This window comes from Amycolatopsis lexingtonensis (assembly GCF_014873755.1).
Taxonomy (GTDB): domain Bacteria; phylum Actinomycetota; class Actinomycetes; order Mycobacteriales; family Pseudonocardiaceae; genus Amycolatopsis; species Amycolatopsis lexingtonensis.
The window spans coordinates 873011-889870 of the sequence record NZ_JADBEG010000001.1 but is presented as its reverse complement, the minus strand read 5'-3'; the positions used below and the strand labels follow the sequence as shown (position 1 = coordinate 889870).

The 16860-nt window shown below is 73.2% G+C and carries 15 protein-coding genes and 2 pseudogenes; 8 read left to right on the top strand and 9 right to left on the bottom strand.

The genetic code is table 11. The features are described from left to right. Positions 1–17: 17 nt before the first annotated feature. From H4696_RS51470 to H4696_RS04225, 4 genes and pseudogenes are all read left to right on the top strand, one after another. Positions 18–1008 (top strand): annotated as a pseudogene (locus H4696_RS51470) (NAD(P)/FAD-dependent oxidoreductase); the annotation flags it as partial. An 18-nt stretch (positions 1009–1026) separates the two neighbouring features. Further along, positions 1027–1455: a Rieske (2Fe-2S) protein gene (locus tag H4696_RS51465; protein ID WP_420831553.1), complete on the top strand. Its 429-nt coding sequence runs from the start codon at positions 1027–1029 to the stop codon at positions 1453–1455. Positions 1456–1523: 68 nt separating this feature from the next. After that, positions 1524–2523 (top strand): annotated as a pseudogene (locus tag H4696_RS04230) (DNA topoisomerase IB). A gap of 138 nt (positions 2524–2661) precedes the next feature. Further along, positions 2662–3000 carry a hypothetical protein gene (locus H4696_RS04225; protein WP_225955583.1) on the top strand — a complete coding sequence of 113 codons (339 nt, stop codon included), beginning with the start codon at positions 2662–2664 and terminating at the stop codon, positions 2998–3000. Positions 3001–3119: 119 nt separating this feature from the next. Here the strand turns inward: H4696_RS04225 and H4696_RS04220 are convergent, their stop codons facing one another. Further along, positions 3120–3500, bottom strand: coding sequence for a VOC family protein (locus tag H4696_RS04220; RefSeq protein ID WP_086862352.1), 381 nt, complete (start codon positions 3498–3500; stop codon positions 3120–3122). A 4-nt stretch (positions 3501–3504) separates the two neighbouring features. Then, on the bottom strand, positions 3505–4491 hold the full coding sequence (locus H4696_RS04215; protein WP_169735063.1) for a YihY/virulence factor BrkB family protein: 987 nt from the start codon (positions 4489–4491) through the stop codon (positions 3505–3507). 83 nt (positions 4492–4574) lie between these two features. On the opposite strand from H4696_RS04215, the gene H4696_RS04210 reads away from it, so the two are divergent. Further along, positions 4575–5042: an SRPBCC family protein gene (locus H4696_RS04210; protein ID WP_086862350.1), complete on the top strand. Its 468-nt coding sequence runs from the start codon at positions 4575–4577 to the stop codon at positions 5040–5042. Positions 5043–5126: 84 nt separating this feature from the next. Here H4696_RS04210 and H4696_RS04205 read toward each other — a convergent pair whose 3' ends face one another. The 6 genes from H4696_RS04205 to H4696_RS04180 form a co-directional block, all read right to left on the bottom strand. Beyond that, positions 5127–6719, bottom strand: coding sequence for a phytoene desaturase family protein (locus H4696_RS04205; RefSeq protein ID WP_086862349.1), 1593 nt, complete (start codon positions 6717–6719; stop codon positions 5127–5129). Positions 6720–6734: 15 nt separating this feature from the next. Continuing rightward, positions 6735–7808, bottom strand: coding sequence for an NAD-dependent epimerase/dehydratase family protein (locus H4696_RS04200; RefSeq protein ID WP_086862348.1), 1074 nt, complete (start codon positions 7806–7808; stop codon positions 6735–6737). A gap of 34 nt (positions 7809–7842) precedes the next feature. Then, positions 7843–9867: a CocE/NonD family hydrolase gene (locus H4696_RS04195; RefSeq protein ID WP_192782064.1), complete on the bottom strand. Its 2025-nt coding sequence runs from the start codon at positions 9865–9867 to the stop codon at positions 7843–7845. 21 nt (positions 9868–9888) lie between these two features. Then, positions 9889–11073 (bottom strand): zinc-dependent alcohol dehydrogenase, encoded by a 1185-nt coding sequence (locus tag H4696_RS04190; protein WP_086862347.1) that lies wholly within the window; start codon positions 11071–11073, stop codon positions 9889–9891. A 483-nt stretch (positions 11074–11556) separates the two neighbouring features. After that, a complete protein-coding gene (locus H4696_RS04185; RefSeq protein WP_086863343.1) occupies positions 11557–12552 on the bottom strand; it encodes an inorganic phosphate transporter in 996 nt (331 codons plus the stop codon). Then, entirely contained in the window at positions 12552–13166 is a 615-nt protein-coding gene (locus H4696_RS04180; RefSeq protein WP_086863342.1) for a DUF47 domain-containing protein, read from the bottom strand. Before H4696_RS04180 ends, H4696_RS04185 begins: the two co-directional genes overlap by 1 nt. 163 nt (positions 13167–13329) lie before the next feature. On the opposite strand from H4696_RS04180, the gene H4696_RS04175 reads away from it, so the two are divergent. Beyond that, positions 13330–14535 (top strand): glycosyltransferase, encoded by a 1206-nt coding sequence (locus H4696_RS04175; protein WP_086863341.1) that lies wholly within the window; start codon positions 13330–13332, stop codon positions 14533–14535. 74 nt (positions 14536–14609) lie between these two features. After that, positions 14610–14789: a hypothetical protein gene (locus H4696_RS04170; protein WP_086863340.1), complete on the top strand. Its 180-nt coding sequence runs from the start codon at positions 14610–14612 to the stop codon at positions 14787–14789. Between the two features lie 5 nt (positions 14790–14794). On the opposite strand, the gene H4696_RS04165 is transcribed toward H4696_RS04170, so the two are convergent. Next, positions 14795–15988 (bottom strand): FUSC family protein, encoded by a 1194-nt coding sequence (locus H4696_RS04165; protein ID WP_249027148.1) that lies wholly within the window; start codon positions 15986–15988, stop codon positions 14795–14797. A gap of 427 nt (positions 15989–16415) precedes the next feature. On the opposite strand from H4696_RS04165, the gene H4696_RS04160 reads away from it, so the two are divergent. Further along, positions 16416–16853, top strand: a complete 438-nt coding sequence (locus tag H4696_RS04160) for a DUF4383 domain-containing protein (RefSeq protein ID WP_086863339.1) — start codon at positions 16416–16418, stop codon at positions 16851–16853. Positions 16854–16860 lie beyond the last annotated feature (7 nt).

The following is a 16860-nucleotide window of genomic DNA, read 5'->3' as shown; positions in this document are numbered from 1 at the left end:
GCGCCCGCCCCCGACCGCACCGGCGTCCCGGTGCCCGAATCCGCCGACGTCGCGGTGCTCGGGGCGGGCATCGCCGGGCTCACGACGGCGGTGCTGCTCGCCCGCGGCGGCCGGTCGGTCGTCGTGCTGGAAGCCGACCGGGTCGCCGCCGGGGTCTCCGGGCACACCACGGCGAAGGTCAGCGCGCAGCACGGCGCGAAGTACGCGGACCTGACGTCCCGGCACGGCGCGGGCGCCGCGAAGGCCTACGCCGCGACCCAGGCGGCGGCCACCGAGTGGATCGCCGCCACGGCGGCCGAGCTGGAGATCGAGTGCGGGTTCACCCGCGCCGACAGCTACGTCTACACCACGCGCGCGAAGACCGTGGACGCGCTGAAGCGGGAGGCCGACGCGGCCGCCGCGGCGGGCCTGCCGGCGTCGTTCACCGAGGACGTCGCGCTCGACGTGCCCGCGCTCGGCGCCGTCCGCACCACCGGGCAGGCGCACTTCCACCCGCGGCGGTGGCTGCTCGGGCTGGCCGCCGAGGTCGAGCGGGCGGGCGGCACCGTCGTCGAGAACGCCCGCGCGACGGGCGTGCACGGGCAGACCGTCCGCACCTCGCGCGGCGACGTCGTGGCGGGCGAAGTCGTCGTCGCCACCCACTACCCGGTGCTCGACCGCGGCCTGTACTTCGCCCGGCTCGAACCGGTGCGCGACCTCGTCGTCGCGGGCCCGGCCGCGGGGAACGACCCGCCGTCGGGCATGTTCCTCGACGCCGACACGCACCACTCCGTGCGCGGGTACACCGAGCAGGGCACGCCGATGGTGATCGCGGGCGGGGAGCACTACCGCGTCGGCGCGCACGTCAACGTCGAGCGCCGTTACCAGCGCCTGGCGGCCTGGGCGGACGAGCACGCCCGCCTGCACCGGGTGACCCACCGCTGGTCCGCGCACGACCTGTCCACTGTGGACCTGCTGCCGTACGTCGGCCGCTACCTGCCGGGGACGAAGAACCTGTGGGTGGCCACCGGGTTCGGCCAGTGGGGCATGACCGGCGGCACCGCGGCCGGGCACGTCCTGGCCGCGCGGGTCCTCGGCGAGCCGCACCCGGCCGCGGACCTGTTCGACCCCAACCGGTTCGACGCCCGTTCGGTGCCCAGCCTGGCCCAGGACAACCTCACCGTGGCGAAGTACCTGGTCGGCGACCATGTGGCGGCGCTGTGGCGGGCGGAGAAGCTCGACGACCTGCGGCCCGGCGAGGCCGCCGTCCTCCGGGTGGGCGGCGAGCTGGTCGCCGCCCACCGCGACGAAGCCGGGCAGCTGCACACCGTCGGCGCGCACTGCACCCACCTCGGCTGCCTGGTTTCGTTCAACGACGCGGAAAAGACGTGGGACTGCCCGTGCCACGGCTCACGCTTCGGCGTCGACGGCGAGGTCGTCCAAGGCCCCGCCGTCCGGCCCCTGCGCCGCGACTGACCCCGGGGTCCGGTGCTTTCCCGCCGCGATCATGGTTTCGCGGCCCGTCCGGCGGGTATTTCGCGGCGATGGGACGCACCCGGCTCCGGCGCAGTGACCTGCGCGGCCCCGGCATCCGGCGGATCCGCCGCGGCCGGGGTTTCTCCTACGTCCACCCCGACGGCTCCCCGGTCGCCGACGACGAGCTGCTCGCGCGGATCAAGGACCTGGTCATCCCGCCGGCCTGGCGGAACGTGTGGATCTGCCCGCACCCGAACGGGCACGTCCAGGCGGTCGGCACCGACGACGCCGGGCGGCGCCAGTACCTCTACCACGAGCAGTGGCGGCGCGACCGCGACGAGGAGAAGCACGACCGCGTCCTGGCGATGGCCCGGCGCCTGCCCGGGTGGCGCGAGTCGGTGGCGGCCGACCTGGCCGGCCGCGGCCTGACCAGGAAACGCGTCCTGGCGGCGGCGCTGCGCATGCTCGATCGGGGCATCTTCCGCACCGGCGGCGAGGAGTACGCGGAGGAGAACGGCACCCACGGCGTCGCGACGCTGCAGCGGGAGCACGCCTCGGTCCGCGGCGACGAATGCCGGTTCCGCTACGTCGCCAAGGGCGGCCTCGACCGCGAGGTGGCGATCCGCGACGCGGCGCTGGCTTCGGTGGTGAAATCCCTCCTGCGCAGCCGGTCCGGGAATGACCGGCTGCTCTGCTACCGCGAGGGCGGCACTTGGCACGAGGTGCACGCCGCCGACATCAACGAGCGGTTCAAGGAGCTGGCCGGCGAGGACTGCACGGCGAAGGACCTGCGCACCTGGACGGCGACGGTCCTGGCGGCGGCCGCGTTCGCCGACGTCCGAGACCGCCCGCAAGCGCGCGGAAGCCGGGGTGATGCGAGAGGTGTCCCGGGCGCTCGGCAACACCCCCGCGGTCTGCCGCTCGTCCTATGTGGACCCCCGCCTGGTCGAGGCCTACCGCGCCGAGCGCACGATCGCGCCCGCGCTCAAGCGGGCGGCCCGGCTGGAGGGCGACGACGCCCGCGCGGTGCTGGAGAAGGCGTGCGCTCGGCTGTTGAAGGCGTCATGAGGATTGGAAGTCACTCTTACGGGGAAGTTGATCTGAGTGCGGAGGTCCGGTCGAGCGGCAGGAGGCACGGTGAGTGAACGCCAATCCATCCGAACGTGTACTGGCCCGCGGACCCGGCCGTCCGGGACCCTGGGGACGATGACTTCCGACCCGTCCCCCGTGCGCTGGCGCGCGTCGATCGGCCTCGCCGTAGGCGGCGACGGGCCGGTGTCGAGCATCGTCGAGTCCGAGCACGGCAGCGAGGGCTCGGCCCGCGAGTGGATCGAACGAAAACTCCCCCGTGCCCGATTTCCGGCGTGGATCCCGGCGGCCCGCCGGGCGGACGGCGTGGAGTTGTTCGGCCGGGTGGCGCGCGGTCACGTGGTGACCGGACGGCTGTTGCCGACGTGGGAGTCGGACTCGGGCACCGCGGTGTGGCACGCGGACCGCGAAGGCGACCACGTGCAGTGGCGCCGCTGCGCGGCAGAGGACGGCTGAAGGTCACCGGCGGGTCGGGCCTGCGGTGTCTTGAATGAGTCATTCAGGACCTCCGAAGACCTGAATGACTCATTCAAGACGTCGGCGAACCCGCAGCCGAGCGAGCCGCGGCACCCCGCTCAGTCCGTGCCCAGCTCTTTCCGCAGCAGGCAGAACTCGTTCCCCTCCGGGTCCTGCAGCACCACCCAGGACTCGGTCCCGTCCTGACCCACATCCGCGGGCCGCGCCCCCAGCTCCAGCAACCGCCGCAGCTCCGCCTCCTGGTCACCACCCACCGGGTTCACGTCCACGTGCAACGGCAGCTTCCCGCGGCGCGGGTCCTCCGTCCGGGCCAGCACCAGCGTCGGCGGCCCCTCCCCCAGCGGGACGCCCGGCAGGCCCAGCTCGAGCCCGTCGGGCTCGTGGCCGATCACCTCGTACCCCAGCACCGCGCACCAGAACTCCGCCAGCCGGTCGGGGTCTCGGCAGTCGAGCACCAGTCCGGTGATGCGGGCGGCCATCCGGTCAGCTCCGTCTCGTCTCGCGCGCCACGTCCGCGGCCTCGTCTTCGTCCATCGCCTTGGTGTCCCGCGGCGGCAGGAAGGGCTCCTCCTGGTCCTCCTCGCGCCCCGCTTCGATGCTGCGGCCCCGCGCGAGCTCGGCGTCCAGCTCGGCACCCAGCAACACGGCCAGGTTCGAGATCCACAACCATACAAGGAACACGATCACGCCCGCCAGCGAACCGTAAGTCTTGTTGTACGAACCGAAATTCGCGACGTACAGCGCGAACCCGGCCGACGCCGCCACCCACAGCAGCACTGCCAGCAGGCCGCCCGGGGTCAGCCACTTGAAGCCCGGCTGCCGCACGTTCGGGCCCACCCAGTACAGCAGCGCGAACGCCAGGCTGACCAGCACCGCGATCACCGGCCACTTCGCGATCTCCCACACCAGCACCCCGGTCGAGCCGAGGCCGATCAGGTCGCCCAGGCGGCGCGCGACCGTCCCCGTCGCCACCACGCCCAGCGCGCACAACGCCAGCAGCACGACGATCCCGACGGTGAGCAGCACCCGGATCGGCACCACCTTCCACACCGGCCGGCCCTCCGGCATGCCGTAGATCGCGTTCGACGCCCGCATGAACGCGCCGATGTACCCGGACGCCGACCACAGCGCGCCGAGCAGGCCGATGATCGCCAGCGGGCCGGCCAGGCCGCGTGAGCCCGTCAGTTCCTTGATCGCGCCGACGAGGATGTCCTTGCCCTGTCCCGGGACGACCTGGTTGACGTTGTCGATCACGGTCTGGATCTTGTCCGGGCCGAGCAGGCCGAGCAGCGACGTGAGCACGATGACGCCGGGGAACAACGACAGCACGCCGTAGTAGGTCAGCGCGGCGGCCCAGTCGGTCAGGTTGTCGCGGCCGAACTGCTTGAACGTGCGTTTCAGCACCGCGCCCCACGAGCGCTTGGACAGCTCTCCCGGACCTTCGGGCTCTTTCCGTCGCTTGGCCACCACCGCCACCTCCGCTTCGTCGGCGACGGCATACCCCGTCCGGCACTGGGTATTCCTCCTGCGTCCCGACGACCAGGAGGAACCCCGTGACCGAGGTCAGCCGCGTGATCGACGTACCGCCCGACGCCGTGTTCGACGTCCTCGCCGACGGCTGGCTCTACGCCGGGTGGGTGGTCGGCAGCTCGCACATCCGCGACGTCGACCACGACTGGCCCGCGATCGGCTCCCGGATCCACCACAGCGTGGGCCCGTGGCCGGTGCACATCCAGGACGTCACCGTGGTCCGGGCGGTGGAGCCGGGCCTGTCGCTGTCCCTGGAGGCCCGCGGCTGGCCCCTCGGCGCGGCGGCGGTCGGGCTGACGCTCGTCCCGCACGGCGAAGGCGCCACGCTGGTCCGGATGACCGAGCACATCGTCAGCGGCATCGGCAAGGTGCTGCCGGCCGCCGTGCAGTCGCTCATCGTCAAGCCGCGCAACACCGAATCCCTCGCCCGCCTCGCCGACCTCGCCACCGGCAAGCACGCTCGCGCGCGCGACGGCCACCCCAGCCCGTGACGGCCGTGAATGCCACATCCACGGCCTTTAGGTCCCTCGATGTGGCATTCACGGCCTTCCGGCGAACCCGGGCGGCGGCGCGAGTCAGCTGTAGATCGCGCGGTGGGCGGCCCGGATCACCGCCGCGTAGCCGCCGCCGAGGCGGCCGGCGCGGGCCAGTGCCGCGCGGGCCGCGTTGGCGCCTGGGCCGCCGTGGACCGCGCCACCGGGGTGGGCCGACGCGCCCGCCAGGAACAGCCGGTCCACCGGGGTGTCCGCGCGGCCCGTGCCCGGCACCGGGCGGAAGAACAGCTGCTGGTGGATCGCCGTGGTCCCGGCGTTGATCGCGCCGCCCACCAGGCCCGGGTTGTGCCCCGCCAGCTCGGTCGGCCCCTGCAGGTACCGCGCCTTGATCAGCCCGGTGAACCCCGGCGCGTTGGCCTCGATCGTCTCCTCGATCCGCTTCGCCCGCCGCTCCAGCGCCGAGCGGTTCTCCATCGTCCCGCGCGGCACGTGCGTGTACGCCCACGCCGCTTCGGTCCCCGCGGGCGAACGCGTCGGGTCGGTCGTGGTCATCTGGCCCAGCAGCAGGAACGGGCGGCGCGGGGTCCGGCCCCTGGCGAGCTCGCCGCCGAACGCCGCGAGCCCGTCGAGGTCGGTGCCGAGGTGGACGGTCCCCGCGCCCCGGGCGGCTTCGGCCGTCCACGGGATGGGGCCGGACAGCGCCCAGTCCACTTTGACCGTCCCGCTGTCCCATTCGAACTTCCCGAGGTCCTCGACCAGCCGCGGCGGCAGCCAGTCCTCGCCGACGAGTTCGCGGTACAGCACCGGCGCCGGCACGTCGGCGAGCACGGCCTTGCGCGCCCGGACCGGGTCACCGGCCGCGTCACGCACGCCGAGCGCGCGCCCGCCGCCGACGAGGACCTCACGCACCGGCCGTCCACAGTGGATTTGCCCGCCGCGGGACTCCAGCCGCCGGACCAGCGCCGCGATCAGTTCGCCCGCACCGCCTTCGGGCACCGGGTAACCCTCGTCCTGCCCGATCATCGCGAGCAGCCAGCCGAACACGGCGCTGCCGGCGTTGTCGACGGAAAGGTCGCTGTGCGCGGCGTTCCCCGCCACGAGCAGCTTCGCGCCCTCGCCGGCGAACAGCTCGTCGCCGAACCGGCGCGCCGGCAGCGTCAGCATGCGCGCCAGGCGCAGCGCGTCCCCGGTCCCGGTGCGGCGCAGCAGCTTCAGCGCCGGGCGGACGGGCGGGAACGGCGTGAACAACGCGTTCAGCAGCGGTTCGCGGATTTCCCGCCACTGCGCGAACAGCGCCCGCCACGCGTCGCCGTCGCCCGGGGCGAACTCGTCGGCCGACGCCGCCGTGCGGTCGAGGTCGCGGGACAGCACCGCGCACCGGTCGTCGGGGAGCACGTGCGCCAGGACGTCGGGGGCATGCCGCCAGCGCAGGCCGTGCTCGGCCAGCCGCAGGCTCTTGATGACCGGTGACACCGCCGAGAGCGGGTAGAACGCGCTGAAGAGGTCGTTGCGGAAGCCCGGTTCGGTGACCTCGGCCGTCCGGACCGAACCGCCCGGCTGCTCGGTCGCCTCCAGCACGAGGACCGACCAGCCCGCGTCGGCCAGGACGTTCGCCGCCACCAGCCCGTTGTGCCCGGCGCCGATCACCACCGCGTCGAAGGCTTCCGTGCTCACTGGCCCTCCTGCTGTTCAGGCTTGCGACTGGTGACTCGGCCCGACCCGGGTGAGCGAGCGGAGCCGGGCCAGTACCCCGGAACCGCGCGGCGGCGCCAGGGGCGGGGCGGCCGCCCCCGCACCCAAGCGCAGCCCGGCGACCAGTTCGGCGATCGCGGACGCGGCGTCATACCGAGGTTGCCAGCCCAGGACGGTCTCCGCCACCGTGGTGTCCACGAGCGCCGCGCGATCGGCGAGCTCCAGCCACCCGGGGTGCACCGGGAGCACACCGCTCGCCCACGCCGCGCGGACCGCCGCCCGCGCGAGCGGCTTCGGCACCGGGAGGCGGGTGCCACCCAGGACGGCGGCGAGCGCGTCGGCGTCGAGGACCTCGGGCGCGGCCAGGTTGACCGGGCCGGCGTAGCTCTTGGCGAGGATCAGCCGGATCGCTTCGGCGACGTCGGAGGTGTGCACCGCCTGGGCGCGCAGGTCGTGCCACAGCGGCACCGGCAGCCGGCGTCCGCCGGCGAGCCGGGCGGGCACCGCCGGGTCGAGCAGCCAGCGGGCGAACTCGCCCGCCGCGCGCCGCTGCAGGATCGCGCACGGCCGGAGCCGGGCGACGCCGACGTCCGGGTGCCGCGCCTCGAACCGGTCCAGCAGGGACTCCAGCGCGGCCTTGCCGCGGCTGTAGGCGCTGTGCCCGATCCCCGTGCACGGGTGGTATTCGCGCACCTTTTCCCAGCGCGGCGCCGGCCCGTAGGCGGCCACGGAGGACGCGACGACCAGGTGCGGCACCCCGGCGGCGGCCGCCGCGGCGAGCACGTGCCGGGTGCCGTGGTCGTTGGTGCGCCACATCGGCGGGTCCCCGCGCAGCGGCGAGATCGCCCAGGCTAGGTGCACGACGGCGTCGGCGCCCTCGAACAGCGCGGTCAGCTCCCGGTCCGCGCCCGGATCGCCGACGTCGAGCGCGCACCAGCCGGCCGAGCGGTACGGCTCGGCCGTCGTGTCCGGCAGCCGCCGCGCGAGCCCGACCACGTCGTGGCCGGGCTCGAGCGCGGCCAGCAGGGCCGTTCCGACGTTCCCGGTGGCTCCGGTGATCACTATGCGCACACCGGACGCTTACCCCGTGCCGCCGCGGTGAAACTCAGACCAGGTCGCGCGGGATCCGCCGGTGCCAGTTGCGCGAGACGATCCGGCGGGCCCCTTCGTAGCCGTCCAGCTGGGCGTCGATGACGAATTCGGTGTCCGTGCAGGACACGCGGGTGCGCGTCTCGCTGCGCGCCAGCCACTCGCCGCGGGCGAAGGTGACGTCCCACGCCGTCTCCGCCACCGGCGAGCAGAAGTCGTCGGCAACCCAGGTGTAGCGCTCGCGGACGTCCCGGGTGACCTCGAGGTCGAGGTCGTCGAAGCGCACGGTGCCGGCGTCCTTCACGATGTCCAGCGCCGACTGGTAGTCGACGAGGTCACGGGAGACGGTCCAGCGCTGCTCCCCCGGCGTCAGCGCGGTCACCGCCATCGGCGGCGCGCCCTCGGGCTCCCCGAACGGCCGGGCGGGCAGCTCGTCCGGCTCGGCGACCGGCCGGACCGGCAGCTCGAGCGCGCTGTGTCCGGTGTGGACGGACAGCAGCACCGGCGTCGGCGGCGGCCACGCCAGCGGCCAGTACGAAGTGGACAGTGACAGCCGGATCCGGTGCCCGGGCGGGAAAGCCTGCGCGACGGCGTTCAGCTCGATCTCGACCGCGCACCGCTGCCCCGGCTCCATCGGCGCCGGCTCGTCGTGGCCGTCGCGGTGGGTCAGGTTGAGCAGCCCGTAGGTGACGCGGGTGGCGCGCCCGTCCGGGGCGACGTCGGACAGCCGCGCCGCGACCATCGCGACCGGCTGGTCTGCGGAGACCTCCAGCCGCACGACCGGCGACCCGAGGATCTCGCACCGCTCGGTGAGCACGTCCGTGTCGAAGACGAGCGAGCCGCCGTCCTCTTCGCGCTGGTCGTAGGGCAGATCGGGTGGGGCGCTGTAGGACGCCCACTTCCCGGAGAACTGCCCGACCGACAGCGGCGAGGACACCGTCAGCGCCTCGTCGTCGACGGTCTCCCCCGGCCGCGCGAGCCGGTGCGGCGCGAGCGGCAGTTTCTGCGGCCGCACGTGCGGGGACGGCCAGGTGGCTTCGCCGACCCAGCGGCCGGGCCGGTCCTCGTAGGACGTCGACGGCGGGACGCTCTCCTGCATCCACGTCCGCAGCATCGGGCCGTCCATGGCGTCGTTCTCCTCGCCGCGGAGCCAGTGGTCCCACCACTTCACGACTTCCTGGAGGTAGCCGATCGCCGGGCCGGGCTCGCCGAGGTGCGGGTACTTGTGCGACCACGGCCCGATCAGCCCGCGCCGCGGCACGTCGAGGTGCGCCAGCAGCCGGATGACGGCGTTGGAGTAGCCGTCGGCCCAGCCGCTGGAAGCCAGCACCGGGACCTGGACATCGGTGTAGTTCTGCGAGACCGAGGCGTGCCGCCAGTAGTCGTCACGACGCTGGTGGCCGAGCCAGTTCTCGATCCACAGGCTGCAGTCCTCCAGCCGTTCCCGCCACATCTCGCGCCACCGCTCGCCGACGACCGCCGGGTCGGGCGGCAGCGTGGCGTAGGCGAACATCGTGCCGGACTCGGCGACGTTGTCCGAGAGCAGGCAGCCGCCCATGTAGTGCATGTCGTCGGCGAACCGGTCGTCGGTGAACGAGGAAATCACGATGGCGCGCAAGCTCGGCGGCTTGCGCGCCGCGACCTGCAGCGCGGCGAACGCGCCCCAGGAGATCCCCATCATGCCCGTGTCGCCGGTGCACCACGGCCGGGCGGCGATCCACCCCAGGACGTCCTCGGCGTCGAGCTGCTCGCGCTCGAGGTACTCGTCGGCCAGGACGCCCTCGGACTCGCCGGTGCCGCGGATGTCCACGCGCACGCAGGCGTACCCGTGCCCGGCGAGGTAGGGGTGGTGGATCGAGTCGCGCGGCGCGGTGAGATCCCGCTTGCGGTAGGGGATGTACTCGAGGATCGCCGGCACCGGCTCGGCGTCCGACGAGACCGGCCGCCAGATGCGGGCGGACAGCACGGTCCCGTCGGACGCGGGGATCCGGACGTGGTCCTCGACGGTGATTTCGTACGGCAGCGAGGTGACGGCTCGCAAGAGTCAGTTCCCTCCCGAGGGTTACGGCTGCAGCAGGATCTTCTGGGCGCCGTCGAGCTTCTTCTGGAAGATCTCGTACGCGCGCGGTGCATCCTGAAGGGGCAGCTTGTGGGTGGCGAAGCCCTCGACGCCGAGCGGATCGCCGTCGCCGGTGAGCACCGGCATGATGTCGTCGATCCAGTGCCGGACGTTGGCCTGCCCCATCCGCAGCTGGACCTGCTTGTCGAACAGCTCCATCATCGGCATCGGGTCGACCATCCCGCCGTAGACACCGGACAGCGAAATCGTGCCGCCGCGGCGGACGCTGTCGATGGCGGCGTACAGCACGCTCAGCCGGTCGATGCCCGCCTTCTCGGTGACCTTGGCGCCGATGGCCTGCGGGAGCAGGTTGACCAGGTTGTGCGCGAGCCGCCCGACCGGGGCCCCGTGCGCCTCCATGCCGACGGCGTCGATCACGGAGTCGGCCCCGCGGCCGTTGGTCAGCTGGCGGATGGTGTCGCCGATGTCCTTGTGGTCCCGGGTGTCCAGCGCGGTGGCACCGTGTTCGCGAGCCCGCGCGAGCCGCTCGGGCACGAGGTCGACGCCGATCACCTGGCCCGCCCCGCGATGCCGGGCGATCCGGGCGCTCATCTGCCCGATCGGCCCGAGCCCGAAGACGACGACAGTCCCGTCCTGCGGCACGTTCGCGTACTCGACGGCCTGCCAGGCGGTCGGGACGACGTCGGAGAGGTAGACGAACCGCTCGTCCGACGGGCCGTCGGGCACCTTGATCGGGCCGTAGTGGGCCTGCGGGACGCGCAGGTACTCGGCCTGGCCGCCGGGGACCTGGCCGTAGAGCTTGGTGTACCCGAGCAGCGCGGCGCCCTTGCCCTGCGCCGTGACCTGGGTGGTTTCGCACTGCGACTGCAGCCCGCGGTCGCACATCCAGCAGTGGCCGCAGGAGATGTTGAACGGGACGACGACGCGGTCCCCCGGCTTGATGTGCTTCACCTCGGGCCCGACCTCTTCGACGACGCCCATGGGTTCGTGGCCGAGGATGTCGCCTTCGGTCATGAACGCGCCCAGCACCTCGTACAGGTGCAGGTCGGAGCCGCAGATCCCGGTGGAGGTGACGCGGATGACGGCGTCGGTTCCCTCCTCGATCTTGGGATCGGGCACCTCTTCGACGCGGACGTCGCGTTTGCCGTGCCAGGTCACTGCCTTCATGGCTCTCCCTTTCCGCGTGCGGGTCTCGGCCCCGGTTTCCCGGAGGTGGGAGAGACAAACGCGGCGTCAGGTGAGCGGTGGGACGGAGGGCGCGGCGCGGCAGCGGCGGAGGTCGCGAATGACCCATTGGGGACGCCAGAGGTCGCGAATGAGTCATTCGCGACGCTCCCGGAGACGCCAAACGCAGCGTCAGGTGAGCAGGTCGGCGGCGGACGTCATGAAAGAGTCGTTCACCTCACCAGACGACATGAACGAGTCGTTCACGACATCACGGCCGGGGTCTCGGCAAAGTCACGCTGCCAGGCCGCTCTGCCGTCGGTGACCCGCTCGCCCGACGTCTTGAATGACTCATTCAGGTCTTCGGAGGTCCTGAATGAGTCATTCAAGACGCTGGCGCAGCGCTGCGGACCGCGCCGACCCGACTTTCCGGGGCCACTGACACCCGACGCGATGAACGAGTCGTTCATGACACGCCGCGAGCCCTCAGGTGAGCAGGTCCGCCACCAGGTACACCGCCGCCGCCACGGCGGCCGCCGCCGGGAAGGTCAGGACCCAGCCCAGGACGATGTCCCTCGCGATCCCCCACCGCACCGCCGAGAGCCGCCGGGTCGCGCCGACCCCCATGATCGCCGCCGTGATCACGTGCGTCGTCGAGATCGGGGCCTTCACCGCGAACGCCGTCACGTACAGCACCGACGACGCCACCGACTCCGCCACGAAGCCGTGCGGCGGGTCCAGCGGGAAGACGCGGCGGCCGAGGGTGCGCATGATCCGCAGGCCACCCGAATAGGTGCCCAGCGACAACGCGGCCGCGCACAGCAGGGTCACCCAGATCGGGACCGCGAACGTCGACTGCTGCCCCGCCGCCACCAGCGCCAGCACGATCACGCCCATGCCCTTCTGGGCGTCCTGCAGGCCGTGGCCGAGGGCGAGCGCCGAGGCCGAGACGATCTGGAAGCGGCGGAACACCCGGCCGCTGCGGTGCGGGTTCGCCCGGCGCAGCAGCCACAGCGCCGCGAGCATCGCCGCGTAGCCCAGGACCAGCCCGAGCAGCGGCGAAGCCACCATCGGGATCAGCACCTTCTCCGCGATCCCCGACCAGTGCACCGTGCTCGCCGCCGCCAGTGCCGCGCCGACCATGCCGCCGATCAGCGAGTGCGAGGACGACGACGGGAGGCCGAAGTACCACGTGATCAGGTTCCAGGTGATCGCGCCGAGCAGCGCGGCGAAGACCACGGTGAGCGCGTCCGGCCCCGGCGGGACGTCGATGATGCCCTTGGCCACCGTCGCCGCGATCCCGGTGGACAGCAGCGCGCCGGCCAGGTTCATCACCGCCGCCAGTACCAGCGCGGCGCGCAGCGTCAAGGCCCGGGTCGACACGGCGCTGGCGATCGCGTTCGCCGCGTCGTGGAAGCCGTTCGTGTAGTCGAAGACGAGCGTCAGCACGATCACCGTGACCAGGGCGGCCGTCCCCGTCACTAGGACTCCTTGACCGCGATGGTCTGCACCACGTCGGCCACGTGCTCGAAGGCGTCGGCGGCCAGCTCGAACTGCTCGACGACTTCCTTGGTCTTCAGCACCTCGAGGGCGTCCCCGCCCGGCTCGAACAGGTGCGCCAGGATCCGCCGGTAGAGGCGGTCGGCCTCGTTCTCCAGCTCGTTGACCTCGATCCAGTACGGCTCGAGGTCGCCGACCTTCGCCAGGCCCGGCATCGACGACGCGGTCAGCTCCGCGCACCGGCACAGCACGCGGACCAGCACGTCCGTGCCCGGCGGGAACGCCTCGAGCCGGTACAGCACGGCCAGGTCGGCCGCGGTGTCCATGAAGTCGAGCACGTCGTCGAGCTTGCCGGCGAGCGCCTGGATGTCCTCGCGGTCGAACGGCGTCACGAACGAGCTGTTCAGCTCCACCATGATCGTGTGCGTCAGCTCGTCGCCCTGGTGCTCGACCTCGTGCAGGCGCTTGGCGAGCGCTTCGCGGTCTTCGGGACGGGCCGCCACCAGCTCCTGCAGCAGCGCACTCGCGGTCACCAGGTTTCTCGCGGCATCGGTCAGCAGGTCGAAGAACCGGGTGCCCCGTGGGGTGAACCGCATGGATGGAGATCCCTTCGTCGACGCCCGGCCGTCGCGGGGCCCGCGGTGGCCGGAGGTTTAACCGGCGGTGTCCGGGAACCCAAGAAAACATGAATGATCCCGGATCCCGGGGCCCGAGACTACTGCTCCGGCCCGCGCCCGGCTCGCGGACGGGAGCCGGGCGGTGAAGATCGCGATGGTGGCCGAGCACGCCAATCCCCTGACGGCACCGGGAGAACCCGGTGCCGGTGGCCGGAACGTGCACGTCGGCGAGCTCTCGGCCGCGCTCGCGCGGTCCGGTCACGACGTCACCGTCTACACGCGCCGGCAGCGCCGCGACGAACCGCCCGAGGTCCGGGCACCCCAGGGGTTCCGGGTGGTGCACGTACCCGCCGGACCGGCGCGCCAGGAGCGCGCACTCTCCGGAACGGGCGATTTCGGCGGGTTCCTGCGCGACCGGTGGACGGCCGAGCGGCCGGATCTGGCGCACGCGCACTTCTGGACGTCGGGCGTCGCGACCGCCTTGGCGGCGAGCGCGACCGGGACCCCGGTGGTGCAGACCTTCCACGCGCTGGGCGTGGTCGAGCAGCGCTATCGCGGCGGCGGGGACACCGGTCCGGCCGACCGGATCCGGCTGGAACGGATCATCGGGCGGCGGGCCGGGCGCGTGCTCGCCACCTGCTCGGACGAGGTCTTCGAGCTGTCCCGGCTCGGCGTGCCGCGGTCGCGGATCTCGCTCGTCCCCGGCGGCGTCGACCTCGGGCGGTTCACCGTGGACGGCCCGCTCGCCCGCCGCCGGACCCCGCGCCGGCTGGTCACCGTGGGCCGGCTGGTCCCGCGCAAGGGGTTCGACATCGCGATCGCCGCGCTCGCCGGGCTGCCCGGCACCGAGCTCGTTATCGCCGGCGGTCCTGAACGGCGCCGGCTCGCCGAGGACCCGGAAGCGCGGCGGCTGCGGGCACTCGCCGCCCGGCTCGGCGTCGGCGACCGCGTGCGCTGGCCCGGCCGGGTGTCCCGAGAGGACTTGCCGGTCCTGCTGCGCTCGGCCGACATCGTCGTCTGCACCCCGTGGTACGAGCCGTTCGGGATCGTGCCGCTGGAGGCGATGGCGTGTGGTGTCCCGGTGGTCGCGGCCGCGGTCGGCGGGCTGACCGACACCGTCGTCGACGGCGTCACCGGGCTGCTCGTCCGCCCGCGCGAGCCGAGGGAGCTGGCGTCCCGGCTTCGGCGGCTGCTCGAAGACCCGGCTCTGTGCCACGCCTACGGCACCGCCGGGCGCGACCGCGTGGTGGCCCGCTACTCGTGGGACCGCGTCGCCGCCGAAACGCTGCGGGCCTACCAGGAGCTGGTCCCGCGGCCCACCACCGAGCCCCCTACTCCATTCGGGTGAGTTCACTGCGCCGGAGGAGTGTGGGCGCGATCACGGGGTAACCGGCGCGGACTTCGATCGAGTCAGGGAGCCCCATGCCGAACCGAGTCCTGATCAGCCGCGACAGCAAGCCCATCCCGTGCGAGGAGTGCGGCCTGCCCACTCTGCACGTGGCCCGGCTGGTGTCGGGCGACGGAGCCTTGCTGGGCCAGACGATGGTGTGCACCGAGTGCCGCCGCCACCGCACGGAGACCGGCGCCGTCGCGGTGCACTGACCCGGTCAGCGGTTTTCCAGCCTTTCCACCAGCAGGCGCGCGGGGAGGATCAGCGCGCCGAGCCCCAGCCAGGCCGGCACGCCGTCGTCCTCGGCGGAGACCAGGCGCCGCTCGAGCCGGTGCAGCAGCGCCCGGCAATCGTCGAGGTCGACCGGCTCCCCGGTCGCCGCGACCGACTCGACGGCTCCGGCGAGGCGGTGCACGAGGTCCGCGAGGGCGTCCCGCGCGTCCGGCCACGGGTAGGCGAACGGGTGCTCCTGGCGCGCCGACGTCGTCCGCACGGCGGCGATGAGCTGCGCCAGCGGCGGCCACAGGGCGATGAGCGTCCGCAAGGGACGGTCGTGCCCGGCACCGGCGGCCGGGCGGCCCCGGCGCAGGTTGAGCCGCCGGCCTTCCCGCGTCAGCCCGGCCGCGTCTTCGGCGGCCAAGACCTGGCTTCGCGCGTCGTTCGCTTGGGAGAGCAGGGAATCGACGCCTTCGGGTTCGTCGTGGCGGATCAGGTCGGACGTCGATTCCAGGAGATCCGCCAGCGCCGTCGCGAGCCGCGCGGCGGCGGTGGCGAGGCGTTCGCCGTGGAGCGGCGGGAAGATCAGGGTGTTGACCGCGACCCCGATCGCGGCGCCCAGCGCGGTTTCGAGGAGGCGGTCGCCGAGCAGCACCGGCTCGGTGGCCGTGCCGTACGAGACCACCAGCATGCCGGTGACCCCGACCCACACCCCGGACTCGCCGAACCGCTGCCAGCTGCCGGCGAGCAGCCCGGCGAACACGACGGCGGCGAGCGCGACGGCCTGCCACGGGATGAGCTGCCCGGCGACGGCGGCGAGCAGCACCCCACAGGCCACCGCGCCGACCTGCTGCACCCAGCCGCGCAGTGACCGGTAGACGGTCGACTCGACGAGGAAGACGGCGGCGTAGGGAGCCAGGAACGGTTGCGGCAGACGGAGAACGAGGGTGGCGAGCAGCCAGGCGCCGGTCGCGGCGAGGGTGGCCTTGGCGCTCTGGACGAGGACCCGCCGCTCACGACCGGGGACGCGGAGGGCGCGGGCGAGCCAGCCGAGCGGACCCCGGTCGCGCCGGTCGTCGTCGGGCGAGGGCCCGCTGTTCCCGAGCGCGACGGTGAGCTGCCGCTTGAACCGGAGCCGCCGGCCGGAGGCCACGGCTGAAGTGGTGGGGCACCGGTCCTGGTCCGGCTCGTGCACGCGTTCTCCTGCCACTCGGGGGAACCGCGCGATTACCCCCGCGGGCCGCGCGCACAAACTCAGGACGGCACCGGACGACCGGTCGGGGTCGGTCCGCCGACCGCGCGTTTAGCCGCCGGACGAGGTGGTAGCCGCCGGGGGACACGCCGAAAGGAGACGTCCGTGCCCACTCCGGCCAGCTTGCCCGCCGAACCCGCTTCGCCGCGGCGTGCCGTCGTGGCGGGGGCCGACCGGCACGGCGCCGCCTACCGCGAGCACGACTGGCGTTCCCCCTAGACCAGGGGCCCGCGTCCTGGCTGCAGGGACCGGCGCGGGTCCCGGCCGCGGGCCGGACGGCGGCTTCCTCAGCCCGCCGTCCGGCCCGTTCCACTCCGCCGTTTCCCGCACCTCCGGCCGGGTATCCGAGCGTGGAGGGAAGGAGAGCCCCATGTCGTCCGCCGAAATCCGCTCCCGGGCGGGAGCGCCGTGGCTCCGCCCGGTCGTGGCCGTGATCGGGCTGCTCTACCTGGTGCTCGGCGTCGCCGGGTTCTTCACCCCGGAAACGGCCGCGGTCGGGCACGACCCGAGCCGGACCGTCTGGATCTTCAGCGTGACGCCGCTGCTCAGCCTGGTCCACACGGTGGTCGGCGTGCTCGGGCTGCTCGCCGCGACCCGGCGTGCCGGGTCGCTCATCTACTGCTGGGTCCTGTTCGTGGGCTTCGCCGGCATGACCGCGTACGGCGTGCTGGCCACCGCGTTCAGCACCCCCGAAGACCCGATCAACCTGAACTGGGCGGGCAACGTGCTGCACGGGCTCACCGCGCTCGCCGCGCTGGCGCTCGGCATCTTCGCCGCGCGCGCCGCCAACCGGAAGCACACCGCGTGAAGGAGGT

Excerpts from the sequence above, each read along its gene's own strand:
- H4696_RS51465 (WP_420831553.1), top strand. The coding sequence starts at position 1,027 with ATGACCGGCGGCACCGCGGCCGGGCACGTCCTGGCCGCGCGGGTCCTC.
- H4696_RS04225 (WP_225955583.1), top strand. The coding sequence starts at position 2,662 with ATGACTTCCGACCCGTCCCCCGTGCGCTGGCGCGCGTCGATCGGCCTC.
- H4696_RS04220 (WP_086862352.1), bottom strand. The coding sequence starts at position 3,500 with ATGGCCGCCCGCATCACCGGACTGGTGCTCGACTGCCGAGACCCCGAC.
- H4696_RS04190 (WP_086862347.1), bottom strand. The coding sequence starts at position 11,073 with ATGAAGGCAGTGACCTGGCACGGCAAACGCGACGTCCGCGTCGAAGAG.
- H4696_RS04180 (WP_086863342.1), bottom strand. The coding sequence starts at position 13,166 with ATGCGGTTCACCCCACGGGGCACCCGGTTCTTCGACCTGCTGACCGAT.
- H4696_RS04170 (WP_086863340.1), top strand. The coding sequence starts at position 14,610 with ATGCCGAACCGAGTCCTGATCAGCCGCGACAGCAAGCCCATCCCGTGC.
- H4696_RS04160 (WP_086863339.1), top strand. The coding sequence starts at position 16,416 with ATGTCGTCCGCCGAAATCCGCTCCCGGGCGGGAGCGCCGTGGCTCCGC.